The organism is Virgibacillus dakarensis (genome assembly GCF_900155625.1).
Taxonomy (GTDB): Bacteria; Bacillota; Bacilli; order Bacillales; family Amphibacillaceae; genus Lentibacillus_C; species Lentibacillus_C populi.
Genome location: NZ_LT732554.1, coordinates 2,662,595 through 2,676,233, shown reverse-complemented (window position 1 = coordinate 2,676,233; position 13,639 = coordinate 2,662,595). Strand labels below are relative to the sequence as shown.

16 protein-coding genes are annotated in these 13,639 nt (G+C 39.5%); 3 read left to right on the top strand and 13 right to left on the bottom strand.

Annotated elements, in window-relative coordinates; all coding sequences use genetic code 11:
- Nucleotides 1-46: 46 nt before the first annotated feature.
- The 12 genes from CZ382_RS24585 to CZ382_RS22365 all read right to left on the bottom strand — a co-directional run bounded on the left by CZ382_RS24585 (nucleotide 47) and on the right by CZ382_RS22365 (nucleotide 10,376).
- Nucleotides 47-178 (bottom strand): hypothetical protein, encoded by a 132-nt coding sequence (locus CZ382_RS24585; protein WP_268811338.1) that lies wholly within the window; start codon nucleotides 176-178, stop codon nucleotides 47-49.
- Nucleotides 179-381: 203 nt separating this feature from the next.
- Nucleotides 382-843 (bottom strand): Imm30 family immunity protein, encoded by a 462-nt coding sequence (locus tag CZ382_RS22415; protein ID WP_088053283.1) that lies wholly within the window; start codon nucleotides 841-843, stop codon nucleotides 382-384.
- A 13-nt stretch (nucleotides 844-856) separates the two neighbouring features.
- Nucleotides 857-2,587, bottom strand: a complete 1,731-nt coding sequence (locus tag CZ382_RS22410; RefSeq protein ID WP_159457863.1) for a ribonuclease YeeF family protein — start codon at nucleotides 2,585-2,587, stop codon at nucleotides 857-859.
- A gap of 57 nt (nucleotides 2,588-2,644) precedes the next feature.
- Nucleotides 2,645-2,926, bottom strand: a complete 282-nt coding sequence (locus tag CZ382_RS22405; protein ID WP_088053281.1) for a YwqI/YxiC family protein — start codon at nucleotides 2,924-2,926, stop codon at nucleotides 2,645-2,647.
- Nucleotides 2,927-3,334: a YwqH-like family protein gene (locus CZ382_RS22400; RefSeq protein ID WP_088053280.1), complete on the bottom strand. Its 408-nt coding sequence runs from the start codon at nucleotides 3,332-3,334 to the stop codon at nucleotides 2,927-2,929. It lies immediately after the preceding gene.
- 522 nt (nucleotides 3,335-3,856) lie between these two features.
- The gene (locus tag CZ382_RS22395; RefSeq protein ID WP_088053279.1) at nucleotides 3,857-4,168 is read right to left on the bottom strand and encodes a YerC/YecD family TrpR-related protein; all 312 of its coding nucleotides are present in this window, start codon (nucleotides 4,166-4,168) and stop codon (nucleotides 3,857-3,859) included.
- Nucleotides 4,169-4,230: 62 nt separating this feature from the next.
- Entirely contained in the window at nucleotides 4,231-5,262 is a 1,032-nt protein-coding gene (locus CZ382_RS22390) for a DUF3048 domain-containing protein (protein ID WP_088053278.1), read from the bottom strand.
- A gap of 42 nt (nucleotides 5,263-5,304) precedes the next feature.
- Nucleotides 5,305-7,047, bottom strand: coding sequence for an adenine deaminase C-terminal domain-containing protein (locus CZ382_RS22385; protein ID WP_188725427.1), 1,743 nt, complete (start codon nucleotides 7,045-7,047; stop codon nucleotides 5,305-5,307).
- 205 nt (nucleotides 7,048-7,252) lie between these two features.
- On the bottom strand, nucleotides 7,253-7,438 hold the full coding sequence (locus CZ382_RS22380; RefSeq protein ID WP_088053277.1) for a DUF5957 family protein: 186 nt from the start codon (nucleotides 7,436-7,438) through the stop codon (nucleotides 7,253-7,255).
- A gap of 1 nt (nucleotide 7,439) precedes the next feature.
- Entirely contained in the window at nucleotides 7,440-7,847 is a 408-nt protein-coding gene (locus CZ382_RS22375) for a DUF6220 domain-containing protein (RefSeq protein ID WP_102415861.1), read from the bottom strand.
- A 515-nt stretch (nucleotides 7,848-8,362) separates the two neighbouring features.
- On the bottom strand, nucleotides 8,363-9,688 hold the full coding sequence (locus CZ382_RS22370) for a sensor histidine kinase (RefSeq protein WP_088053275.1): 1,326 nt from the start codon (nucleotides 9,686-9,688) through the stop codon (nucleotides 8,363-8,365).
- A 1-nt stretch (nucleotide 9,689) separates the two neighbouring features.
- On the bottom strand, nucleotides 9,690-10,376 hold the full coding sequence (locus tag CZ382_RS22365) for a response regulator transcription factor (RefSeq protein WP_088053274.1): 687 nt from the start codon (nucleotides 10,374-10,376) through the stop codon (nucleotides 9,690-9,692).
- A 295-nt stretch (nucleotides 10,377-10,671) separates the two neighbouring features.
- On the opposite strand from CZ382_RS22365, the gene CZ382_RS22360 reads away from it, so the two are divergent.
- The 3 genes from CZ382_RS22360 to CZ382_RS22350 are packed head-to-tail and all read left to right on the top strand — an operon-like array spanning nucleotide 10,672 to nucleotide 12,767.
- Nucleotides 10,672-11,676 carry a DJ-1/PfpI family protein gene (locus CZ382_RS22360; RefSeq protein WP_088053273.1) on the top strand — a complete coding sequence of 335 codons (1,005 nt, stop codon included), beginning with the start codon at nucleotides 10,672-10,674 and terminating at the stop codon, nucleotides 11,674-11,676.
- 16 nt (nucleotides 11,677-11,692) lie between these two features.
- On the top strand, nucleotides 11,693-12,127 hold the full coding sequence (locus CZ382_RS22355; RefSeq protein WP_088053272.1) for a hypothetical protein: 435 nt from the start codon (nucleotides 11,693-11,695) through the stop codon (nucleotides 12,125-12,127).
- 25 nt (nucleotides 12,128-12,152) lie between these two features.
- Complete coding sequence (locus CZ382_RS22350) at nucleotides 12,153-12,767, top strand: DUF2306 domain-containing protein (protein ID WP_088053271.1); 615 nt, start codon at nucleotides 12,153-12,155, stop codon at nucleotides 12,765-12,767.
- A gap of 186 nt (nucleotides 12,768-12,953) precedes the next feature.
- On the opposite strand, the gene CZ382_RS22345 is transcribed toward CZ382_RS22350, so the two are convergent.
- Nucleotides 12,954-13,637, bottom strand: coding sequence for a response regulator transcription factor (locus CZ382_RS22345; protein WP_088053586.1), 684 nt, complete (start codon nucleotides 13,635-13,637; stop codon nucleotides 12,954-12,956).
- Nucleotides 13,638-13,639 lie beyond the last annotated feature (2 nt).

Here is a 13,639-nt window from a genome sequence, read left to right as displayed (position 1 = left end):
TTTTTGCAGATCTTCTATCTCTTTTTCCTTTTGTGCCAATTCCTGATTAAATCGGAAACATCATATTCGGATACATCATCGCCACAAACGGCCACGCATCCCGATTGAACTGGTTCTGCTTTTGCAATGCTGTGAATTCTGCTGGCTTATCTACCAACGTGTTACGATAGAATCCCATGCCCTCCGTAGCGGGGTATAAAATAGAAATTAGATAATGCCTTTTTGTCCCCAAATCCAGTTTTTCACCTTGTCAAGCCTAGCTTGAGGACAAATCCTTTCCCATTACCCCTTATCAAACAAAATGTGAGGTTCTACCTTATATATTGACCAACACAACACTAAAACACCTTGAATGGCATAAAGCCATTCAAGGTGTTAGATCTACATGGTTTTAAAAACTTCATCTACAGAACCGCCAAACATATCGGGATCCTCGTTTTTAATATCATTTAATAATTCAATAATTATTTTTCTTGTTTGAACGTCCAATTTAGAAAGAACCCTTCCATAAGCAACTCGTACCTTGGGATGATTTAATATCCTATAATGTAGAACTTCCATCCATTCCTCGGCTCTATCGATAACCTTTGGAACAGCCAATGCTAATAAATTAAGTCCTTCTTCTATTCTATATTTATATAGATGCTCTATTCCATGAATTAAACCGAACATAACCTCATAATTATCAGTGTCATCATCAAGACTGTAGCATAAATCACTAATTAACGATACATCATCTAAGCTAACAACATTTTCCAACGCCTGTTCAAATTCAGTAATTTCGTCACTAGTTTGTAAAAGTCGATTAGTATATATCTTATTTAATTCTAATTTAACATTCATAATTACACCTCATTTATTTTTTAAATAGGTCAGGATATAATTCATTATTTTTTCTAATTACTTCACTCAGCCCGTTTCTTATTTGTGGTGTGTACAAGCCCTCATTCATATATATTCTTCTAGCATCTAATATATCATGGGCAAGGGCATCGCGATAGGTTAGATTTAAATATTCTTCTAGTTTTTTTCCGTTAAGACCATACGTATAGGTCTCTCTATGCCTTCCTCCTACACCAGGGTGGGGTTGTTCCATATTCATTCCTACACCATTATTTCTTTTAATTCCGGCTTGCTTCATCTTTTTCGCGGAAGGCATATGGTGCGGTGTAATATTGTCAAACGCTGTACCTTGTTTAGTGAGTTGTTTAAACGTATCTACTTTTCCTTCTGAAGGCAACAATGAATTTGAGATGCTCTTATTAGCTTCCCCGACATCTTTAACCTTTTCCCCAGCCTTAAACGCCTCTGCACTTTTACCAACTAATTTAGCTGGCTTTACACCTAAAAACAAACCAGCCATCATCTTATCAGCAGCCGTTGCATCCGGATCAACTATCGTCTCAATATCATCGAAAGCAAAGTCAAATCCCGCACTAGCAATATGCCCCATCATATACGGATCCCCAGCCAAGTCCGAGTTACCACCCATTACCTTTCGTTTATCCTCAAAAGTAATCGGCTCTCTCGCATAATTTTCCCTCTCGCCTTGTGAAGCTGACGCTTGATAGGAGTTGATCATTTTTTGCAGATCTTCTATCTCTTTTTCCTTTTGTGCCAATTCCTGATTATAGGAACTATGAGGTGCAATTCCTACCCCAGTTGTCGTTACTTCTTCTCCACTTATTTTTTGCAGGTACTGTTGTATTTGTATTGCTTCCTCGTCTGTCATCCTGTTTTGTTCCGCTAGCTCCTGAATAAACCTCTGTTCACTTATATCCTTTGGCGTAACATTGTTTATATATTTGCCATGATTCCGATACGTAATCGGAAACATCATATTCGGATACATCATCGCCACAAACGGCCACGCACCCCGATTGAACTGGTTCTGCTTTTGCAATGCTGTGAATTCTGCTGGCTTATCTACCAACGTGTTACGATAGAATCCCATGCCCTCCGCAGTATATCCATCCATATTCTGCAATGAGATTTCACCGTTTGTAAATACGGCCTGTATATCTGTAATATAACCCTTCATTGTTTCCAACTGTTTTTCAACCGATTCCAATGCACTTGTCTGCGAATCATCCAAATCATAAAGTCCCTCAACTGTTTCCTTTGTTTTCTTTTTCCCGCGTTGGACGTTATGCAAAAATTCCTCATCATCCATTTTGGGCAAAGCCACAATATCTCGGATACTATCCATGATCGCATTTGCTTCATCTGTCAGGTTAACAGTCACATCTTCTACCTTTTCAAGCCCAGATGTCACATCATCTTCCAAAAATTCTTCTCTAATCATCGCTTTTTCATTCGGTTCAAAGGATAATACTGCTTCTTTAACTTGATCAAACAGCTCCTCATAATCCGTTAAAAAATGTTGCATATAAATTAAAAATGGCTGATGACACTGTTCATAAAAAGTGCGAATCGCCTCGCCGCCTTCTCCTTTTAGTGTATCATTTAATGAGACAATGCCATTAACAGCCTGTTGTACGCCCGAGATTTGATTTTGAAAATCGGGGATCTCATTCTTTATATTATCAATCCCCTTATGTAAATGCTCGGCATCTAAAATTTTCACCAATTCCCCTCCTCTCCGAAATTATGCACGTGCCAGGCACCGATACAATTTTGAAAACTATTTAATAAATTGAATGGCGTCCGCAATCACTTTTTCGTTTTCCACAAATGAATCGATTGCTACCCCGGTCTCGTCAGCATTATTCTTTAGCAGCGTTTTGTAGGAGGTTAAAATTGCTTCATAAGTTTGTTGCATCTCGTTGATTTTATCGACCATTTCAAGAACGTTCTCTCCATTTATTTCCTTGGCAAAGGCCGTCTCCAACGATTCACCAGCCGCCTGCAATTCCGCCAACGCCGACTTAATTGAGAACGGAACTACTTTAATCTCCTCACCCATTTACTTTGCCCCCTTTCCTTGTGCATACAAGCTGGCAAGCATGGCTCGCTGGGCTGCGATACTTGCCTCCAAGCTCTGAATCTCCTGTTTGACTTCCTGGATTTTTGCTTCCAACTTGGAAATCGCCTCGTCCAATTGTTCATCGGAGATCTCGACATAGCTCCCATACAATTCATCTTCTCTAAGGGTGTCAAAGTTATCAGCCAACTCCCCGTACCAGGTGGTTACTGTTAATTCTGGTTTTAGACAAAGCGGTTTTTTCGCATGAAAGTCACCTTGGCAATCTAACAATTCAGATGAAGCCTGATTAAGCCGTTCCATTTCTTCTCTTTTCGCCCCTAACTGTAGACTCAAGCTACTGATTGAACCTTGAACTGACGCTATACTACTAAGGGTCCCCGCATCCATTAGTTTCACCTCTACATACCGTGATATTTTCCGAACGGGAAAAATAAACCAATTATACTAAATTATATGATACATTCGGTACACATGCGAGGTGTCTTTTGGACTATTTGTTTTTTTGGAGTGTATTACATTTATACTGGTGACAGGGATATAATCAGGGATCGTTAAAATAGTACCCTGTCGTCAAAAACCATTCGATTGATTTTTCTTGTGCCCTAATCGACTTGCGGCATTTATCGGAGAATCACAAAAACATGTACATTATTAAGGAGGTGACCGGAAAACGCGCTATAGTCACAATAGATGGTACTTTTATACTGTCATAACCCGTTTCTTATACAGGGTATCCTCTTTCTGGACCCACCATAGTATTTTCGACCTGGTTGTATTGTTTGGCATAAATGAATGTGATTTACCTCATATCTAGGCTATATTCCTTTTCATGATAGATGGTAGCTACGCGGAGCGGAGCCATGTTGGTTTCTTATTTTAAAAAAAGCCGCACCATCAAAGGTACGACTTTTAATCATCACTTTCCATATCTTCCGCCAAAATACGGTCCAAAACCATCTTATACCCATCATTGCCAAAGTTAATACATCTGCGGACACGGGAAATGGTTGCGGTTGAAGCTTTTGTTTCCTTTTCAATGACACTATAGGTATGACCACCGATTAGCATTTTTGCTACTTGCAGACGCTGTGCGATGGAATGGATTTCTGACATTGTAGCAATATCATCAAAAAAACGATAACATTCCTCTCTTGTTTGTAGTGACAAAATCGCGTCAAACAATTGATCTAATTGCTCTCCTCGTAATTTATCAATTTGCACATCTTTTCCTCCTGCCCTTTTAAAAATAAGAACATAACTAACTTTTCAATTGGGACATTTTTTTAATTGGAAACCGTAACCGCAGTATCCAGTCCCGGACTTTCCGGGATGACATTAATCCATGTCTTACCTGGCACAAAACCAACTGATTGCCCGTCTTTAACTGGGATGATTCTGCCATCTCTGTTTTCCCATTGGACTTGTTGTACCTGTCCCTTTCGGATCAACAAGGCATCACCACCTGATTCAATATCCACAGAACGGCGGCCAGCATCGTCGATCACTCCATGCTTTGTCTCGATAATGAATACATTATCTACCTGGATCGGTTCTTCTGTATCCAATTCCACTGTTTTTTCGTGATCACTAAATCTTGTATATTTTTCATTTGCTGCATCATAGTCAAACTCCACGATGTTCATTATATCACGTAATGAGTAATCAATCTGTACATGTTGTGCCGGTTCACCAGAAAGCTGCTGCGTTTCATCATTTGTTAAAAACGGTAATGGTTTATATGATGCTGTTACATCATACCCTTTAGCTTCGGCTGCTTCATCAACGCCATCGAAAAGTAAATAGGAGTTGTGCGGTGCCTTCCGAAATGATTCCCGTTTAAACAATTTCCCATCATTATCATGCTCTGACCCGTTTAAATGTTCAATCCCACGATCAGCAATCATGTCATTGACGAAATTTGCTGCTCCATGATAAACATATAATGCATTATATCCGTTTGCCAATTCAAAATAATATTCTCTGGCACTGCGGACAGGACCGACTACATCAGATTTTTCACTTTGAAACAAAGCCAGAAATCGAGTAATTCGTCCTTCAGCCAAAATTTCAAAAACGACATCCGCTTTAGACAGACCTGTTTGCGGTCGTGCTTTCCGATGATTGTTTACCATCACCCCAACAATTCGGTCATCAGCTGGTTTATCTGTTTTCATTCCAGTCAGAGGGTAGACATATTTCATTTCTTCTGCCGCATTTTCTTCTTTACCATTGTTTTCCACATTCTCTTTATCCTTGGAACATCCGGCAAGGAGTACAAATAGTCCAAGTAATATAAAGAAGAAAGTTTTTTTCATACAAAAACACACCTTTTATTTATGTCTTTCTTCTATTATACGCTAACGCATTATTGCTGGAAAGAGTACCTCCCGTTTCTTTACATCAATGATGCCCTGCTGGGTAATACGGATATACGGTAAATGGGTTGCTGACAGGAACAACACGGAATAAACTGGATCGTCAAAACGATAGCCAAATTCTTTAAGTGTAGCCTTTAGCTGTTTTTCTTTTTCAATAAGCTGCTCCATCTTTCCATCAAACATAATTCCGCCAAGTGTAAGCGGTAATTCAAATAATATTTCGCCTTGATGAGCTAAAACAATTCCGCCGCCTAGTTCCTTTAACCGTTTCCACGCTAGTTGGATATCATATTTATTTTTTCCAATACAAACTATATCGCCGGTCGTAGAGTAAGAACTCACAAGCCCGCCCAGACGATTGGTAAATCCGCGTAATGTCGTATTCACCCGCCAATTGCCATCACGGTCAATCAGCAGAAGGAAGGCATCAGCAAATTGCTCAGGTATCACATCGAGGGTAACATCTGTTTCAATCGCATATGGCTTGATGATAACGTCATTCACCATATCAAGGCCGATTGGCACTGAAAACTGCAGATCACTCATTTGCAAATCCCAGTCAAGATTTAGCGGTCCTATTTGATAGTTCTCCCAATCGATATGGGTTGTCAATGTCTTACCATTGTTTTTCCTTTTTATCCATTGGCCTTTCGCTAGCACACTAACAGGATGTGGATCATCCTTTTGTTGCAAAATATTAATGTGGGCGATTCTCCCAGGTGCAATGCTTCCTAATTCTTCTGCCAGGTTATAATGATTTGCCACATTATATGTCACCATCCGGTACGCTTCTTCAAGCGGAACCCCCTTTTCAATGGCAATTTCCAGACAAATATTCATCATCCCGCGTTCGTAAAACGCCGGTGTAGCCCCGTCCGTTGTCATCGTCACGTTTTCGAATGAGGTTATATTTGCAGCAAGCATTTCATCCAAAAGCTTTGGCAGGTCAGGTCGGATAGATGAATGGCGCAGTCCTACCTGAAACCCGAGCTGCAAACGTTCAATTGCTTCAGCACCGGTCATCGCCTCATGATCTGCTGAAACACCAAGCAGCTTCATTTTCGTTAAGGTTCGTTCGGAAGCTCCAGGGAGATGCCCTTCGACAGGCTTACCCTTGGATTTCGCTTCCTGCATCCAATAGAGCAGCCGGTCATCACCAGCAAGCAGACTTGGCCACGCAGTCAGCTCTCCACCCTGAATAACGGAATGGTGGGACAGCCAATCTAATACCTCCTCACTGTTAAAAAAAGCTTCTTCGTCCTGCAGGGCAGTTTGCGAATCAAACCGTGCCCACCAGTACATGGAAACAGGTAGTTTATTAAACTCCGCCAGCAAAGAAAACGCTTTCTTTTTGTTAGCCAAAAAATGCCACATTAAGTTATCATTTATCAATGTTGTCGTACCGAATGCCGCTGCATGGTTTGCCAGCTCTTCGGGATTGTACAATTGAAATGGATGGGCATGTGGTTCAATATAGCCCGGAACAAGATAATAATTCTTACAATCTATGATCTCGGTTGTTAATTGTTTTTCCGGCATTTTGTCACCAACGTAGACAATCCGGTCATCCGAAATCCAAATATTTGCGGTTAGCCATTGCTTCGTGAATATATTTAAATAAGTACTATTTTTTAAAACAATAGTAGGTGCTACTTTTCCATCAATCACAGCAACATGTTTGCGCAGTTCGCGATTTCTCCAGTAATAACCATTTTCCAGCATAGAACAACTCTCCAAATTTATGATTTCCTTTATTTTACCATATAATCCGCTTTCATACTGTAAAGTTTTTGTTAAATGAAGTGAATTTTTTGTGACACTTCGTTACTTAAAGATTTTTTACCCCTATTAAAGAGCACATGCAAAAAGGCTGATCCCAAAAACCAGCCTTGCCACTCCTATTCCCTGATAAAATTGTAAAACATAGCTATCTCTTATTTGACCAGAGCGGTACCAAAATAGCGCATAGAAGAGCGGTGAAATATGGCAAATACTTTATGCCAATAGGTTTATCAAACACGATCATACCAAACACCCCAATGAAACTGGACAATGCAATCCCCAAGATGAAGCCGCCAATTAAGCCAACAATGATTGCCAAAAAGTTTCTCAATTTAATCCCCACCTTTCTTACTTGCTGAACTAACTATTAATTTCCAGGTTGTTAAAACGGTAACAAGTGAAATAATGAACAACAGCATAGCCACTACCGGATGCGCCGCTGCAATCCAAGGAAATTGTGCTGACATGTTTGCCGTAAAATACATCAAAAACACAGAAACAAACATTCCGAAAATGGACCAGTAACTCCATCGGGGCATACGTCCAATGTATGCAGACAAAAGCATAAACAAAGGAATATTAAATCCAAATAAATGGATAAACATCGTGTGCTTTATCCAATGAACAGGGTTTGCAAATATGGCTAAACCCGCTAAGAAAATTTGTATCATTATACATAGTAAAAAAAGCAGCGCCAAAACGAAATAAATCGTTTGACCAATCCGGTTTTTTACATTCAATTCCTCTTCCTCCTCCAAAATCGTTCATTCCTTTTAAACTACACTCCCAGCATACAAGGCACTTCTAAAATATTGCTTATGGAATTATTAACGATTTATTAAATATTTGGAAGGAGATGCGTTTATCGTGTTTCCAATTCCCGGGATGTTTTACCACCTGCGTGCCTTTAACAAAGGCGTAAGCGCCCGGTTAGCGGCGTATATGCTGGACTGAGCCGTAGGAGATAAAGGAAACACGACGACCAGAGGGAGTCGATGTTGACTTATCGTACGGAGGTGAAGGAAGCATACTAGCCGCTGGGCGCTGGAGCCGGACGTGGCCTACCCTGACATGAGCGGAATAGTGTAGGGATTCTTATACTTTCTTACCCTTTAAAAAAATGCTGAAGTTCAACTATTAACTTCAGCATTTTCCATATGATTTTTAATGATATTAAGTTATTGCCCAGAAATTCCATGTCCGGCTCCAGCGCTACTGTATTTCTTCTTCTTTAGTTAAAGCGATAGCCAACACCTTAAATGGTAGAACAGTGAGCTGGTATCCAACCTTTTATGAGTGCACCACCTTCTGAATGGTTATCTACGACAAGGTCACCCCCGTGTCGCCTAATGATCCTTCTTGATATAGTCAACCCTAACCCTATCCCCCCGGTTGAACGATTTCGCGACGCTTCACCACGATATAGTGGTTCAAAAACATGATGAATCTCATCTGAAGAGAAACCTTTCCCCGTATCGTGAATAGTAAAGGCCACTTTGTTACCGTCCTTATAGCATTGGATAAAAATTTTACCAGAGTGTGGTGTATGTCTGACAGCATTATCCAATAAGTTATTCATGGCACGCTCTAATAAATACGAATCGCCCATGATCATACAATCATCCCCAAAATTTTTTTCGATGATAGAGATGTTGTTTTGCTTAGCTAGTGGATTCAGGCTGTCAATCGACTTCTGTAATAAAAGCGGAAGATTAACCGTGTTTTTTTTGAGTTCCATCTCCAAATATTCCGTCTTTGTAAATGTAAAAAGCTCCTCTACAAGACGGGCCAATTGTGCTGACTTTTCCTTACAAACCGCCAGATACTTTGCTTGTTTATCCGGTGAATCAGCAATTCCTTTTTCCAAGCCATCCAAATAACCTCGTAAGGCGAATAATGGTGTCCGTAAATCGTGGGCGACTGCAGCAATGATAAATCGGCGTTCTTCCTCCAATTCCACTTGTTTTTGCATGGATTCTTGGAGACTATCTGTCATTATTTGAATTCCGCCATGAACTTCCGTAATTTCTTTGATCGGGGACTCAGGTAATTGGACGTCCAAATCCCCTTCTGCGACTTGTCGGACTGCCAGGCTCATTTTCTCAAGCGGTTTGAGAATGAACCTTCTCATGACATAACCGATGATAAAAAAAGCTAACAATAATCCCGTAAATGCCATAATCATCTGAACCACTCTTGAATTCGGCTGAAAAATTATTACTCTTCCAAATAGGCGACCATCTTGCATAATTGAAAACTGTTCCGATCGTATAAATGAGCGGTCCTCCTCAGGGAAGAATCGAAAAATCTCTTGATTTGATTCTGTTAAAATTTCTACACCCATGTCCAATGCTTGTAACTTTTCTATTAGATCATCTTGCCATTTGGGATCAGTCCAGTTTTCTGTATTTGTTTCAATGAATTGACTCATTTTTTTCAAATCTACTTGCTGAGCATCAGTCGTATCGAAACTGAGTGATTTCGTTGTTAGTAAGTGGGCCGTTACGTAAAATACCCATGGCAGCATCAAGATTAAAAGCAAGCTAAGTATAGAAAATGTACGAATGCGAATTGGTCTCATTTTATTCTCCTTTAAAACGGTAGCCTATACCCCAGACGTTAACTATATATTTTGGTTCGTTTGGATTGGACTCAACTTTCTCACGTAGCCGGCTAATATGGACGCGGACAGTATGCTTGTCGCCAATCCCATCCCAAAATTTTTCCAGTAATTGATCATATGTAAAAACAATTTGCGGATGCTCGGCAAACAGTCGCAACAATTCATATTCTTTCGGTGTAAGGGAGATGTAGCCTCCTTCCACAAACACTTCTCTTGTGGATAAATCCAACGTGAGGCTCCCATAATTCAAGACCCTCCTGCTAAACTCCTTCCGAGAACCAGAACGTCGTAATACAGCCTTCACTCGGGCAATTATCTCACCCGGAGTAGCGGTTTTGACTATATAATCATCCCCTCCAAGTGCCAGCCCGCGAATCTTATCTACATCATCACTGAGGGCGCTCAAGAAAAGGATAGGTATGTTACTTTCCTCTCGTACCTGCCGACAGAACTCGAAACCATTTTGTCCCGGCATCATGATGTCAAGAATGATGCAATCAATTGTAACCTGCTTAAGTGCGGACAGTGCTTGATCGGCGTCATAAGCAGTTTTTACATAGAAACCGTCATTCTCCAAGAAGTCTCTTAATAGTTCGACAATGCTTTTGTCATCATCCACCACCAAAATCGTCTGTAATTCCCTCACGAAAATCCCACCTTCCCTTTGACACTCACTAAAGAGACGAATCTCCCATCGAAATCTACTTTTAGTTTATCATTTTTTCACCAAGGAACAAGCTGACACTACATGTTTTGTGATGGATTGTGATTAGTTTGTGACCTTTATGTACCATCATTTGAGACACTTAAAGGTTATTCTTTAATTGCGAACCAATCAGACGAGTATCCACTATATAAATAAAAAAAGTTTCCTTGACACGTAAGTTCAAATTAAGCACCAGAAGGCTTGATATAAATTTAGAAAAATGGAGGTAATATGTATGAATGTTCAAATTGTATTATTTGATGGATTTGATTTATTAGACGCTATTGCTCCTTATGAAGTGTTTACTGCTGCTGCAATGTACTCAAACGAGGAAGTAACAGTTAAACTTGTATCTGCTGAAGGTCAGAGAAAGGTGACAAGTGGAGTAAATCAATTACAGGTTCAAGCAAGTGGTGAACTTGATTTAAGCAGTAAAGGAATTATTCTTGTTCCGGGAGCATCTGGTTCTGTTCATGACAATGGACCAGAATCAATACCAGTTAAATTACAACAAGTAACTGAAACAGAATTAAGTAATTTACTAAATGAAGCTATTAAAAAGCCAGATATTTTGCTATCTACAGTTTGCGGTGGTTCCCTCATTTTAGCAATGGGTGGTTTATTAGAAGATCGGCATGCAATTACACATCACATGGGTATAGGGCTTTTGCAAGCTACAAATGCGATTCCAGTTCATGCCCGGGTTGTAGACGACGGTGATCTTATCACTGGTGGTGGCGTTACTTCGGGACTTGATGTTGCGCTTTATTTAGTTGAGCGAGAGTTAGGTCCCCGTATAGCACATGCTGTGGAACAACTATTTGAGTACGAGCGCAGGGGCACAGTTTGGAAAGCTGAAGGAAATGCACCTAAAGAAAGCAAACATGAAAATCCAATGGAAGCGACAAGTTCCCGCTCCTCTAATCAAACTGATAAGAGCTTTAATTTCCAAGGAAAATGGGATACTACAATTTCCACTCCTATTGGCCATCTTTCCGTTTTATTAGATTTATCTTCTGAAGATGGTCGTATAGCGGGAATTGCAAAGCAAGGAGGAGATATTGTCACTTTGAACAATATTGTACAGGTAGGGAATCAATTAAAGTGGTCTATGAAAGTGAAGAAGCCTATAAGACTTTCTTTAAAATTTATCGTTTCTGTAGATGGAAACAGTATGTATGGTGAAGCAAAGGCTGGTATGCTTCCCTCATCAAAATTAATTGGACATCGTATTTCTTAAGAATGGAGTTGTAGTTATGTATTCATTTATTGTATTTGTTCATGTAATAGGTGCTTTATTGCTCGGTAGTTTTCTAGCTTTTCCAGTTGCGTTTAAATCTCTTTTGTCACGTTCAGGTAATGAATTAAAAATATCTGTTAAAACATTGGTAGGCTTTACCCGCTTTGGCCATTATGCATTAATTTTGTTAATCATTACTGGAGGATGGATGGTAATGGGATATGCCACTTATCCTTCCTTGTTATGGGTGGTGTTATCATTGATCCAGCTGATGCTTATTGGGGCCTTGATAGGTATGATACAAAAAGGCTTGAAAAGCGTTATTCCAGCAAAGAATCCCGACAAAGTGTTGCAACGAAATATGGCCAAACTAAATATACTGGGCTGGTTTACATTTCTCCTTATTGTTACCGTTGTATTTGTTATGACAAATCATGGTTTATTTGCCTAAATATAAGAGGAAAGGATAACGATAAATGAAAAAGAACATTTGGATCATTTTTTTAATCGTGTCGTTCATGTGGGTCATGCATACATTTTCAAAAAACTTCATGGTTGATCCCACTTTTCAGGATTTTCTTGCTAAAAAAGATAAAGTTCTAACTAACGAATCGTTGTGGGTACTGATGATCAGGTTACATATTATCTTTGCTATTATCTCCCTTATCACTGGACCCTTGGGCGTAATTAAGAAATTGCGTATGAAATATATCCAGTTTCATCGTTGGAATGGTCGAGTATATGTGCTGTCTATTTTGTTAAACTTTATCCCTGGTGTTTACGTTTCTTTTTTTGCAACAGGAGGATGGTTGAGCACCATTGGATTTCTCGTTTTAAATACACTATGGTTTGGTACAACAATTCTAGGCTATATCAATATTAGAAGAAAAAACGTGATAAAGCATAGTTCATGGATGTCAAGAAGCTTCTTTCTTGCCTTTGCCAATATGATTATCTACATCATTGTGGCCATTTCACACAATGCCTTGCAATTTTCATATGGTACCTCCTACACAATTGCTGTATGGTTATGCTGGATAATCAGTTTATGCATTGCAGAAACCATGATACGAAAAAAAGTATTTATATAATTGGATATTAATATTAATGTGGTGTTTGAAGAAATCTGTGATACTAACTTTTCCACACGATAATCCCAATGTCTAGAAAAAAATGCTGAAGTTCAACTATAACTTCAGCATTTTCCATATGATTTTTAATGATATTAAGTTATTGCCCAGATATTCCATGTCCGGCACCGGCACTAGTGTACTTCTTTATTTAAAGCGATAGCCAACACCCCAAATGGTTTCAATATAGTCTGGTTCAGCTGGGTTTTCTTCAATTTTTTCCCGTATTTTTCGGATATGAACGGTGACGGTTGAAATGTCTCCCATTGAATCATACCCCCATATCCGTTCAAAAAGATGATCTTTACTAAACACTTGATTGGGATGTGTTGCCAAAAAGGTTAACAAATCAAATTCCTTTGCAGTTAATATTTTTTCTTCCTCATTCACATAGACTTTCCGTGCCTTTTGATCAATGTGCAATCCCCTGACATGGATTTCATGTTTTAGCTGTTTTCGATTAACTAATCGGTCATACCTTGCTATGTGTGCCTTTACCCTTGCCACAAGTTCGGCTGGATTAAATGGCTTTACAATATAATCATCAGCACCCCGGTCAAATCCGCGTATTTTATCAATATCCTCTTTTCTTGCGGTAACCATTAAAATAGGAATATCCCTTATTTTTCTAATTTGTTGACATAGCTCAAATCCATCCATCCCCGGTAGCATTAAATCAAGCAATATTAAGTCATACGTATTTGCTTTAGCTTTCTGTAATCCTTCCTCACCAGTTCCGGCAATGTCACTGGAAAAGCCGCTTACTTCCAGGTAATCACGTTCTAACTCCGCAATAGCTGCCTCATCTTCAATAATTAATATATTCCGCACCA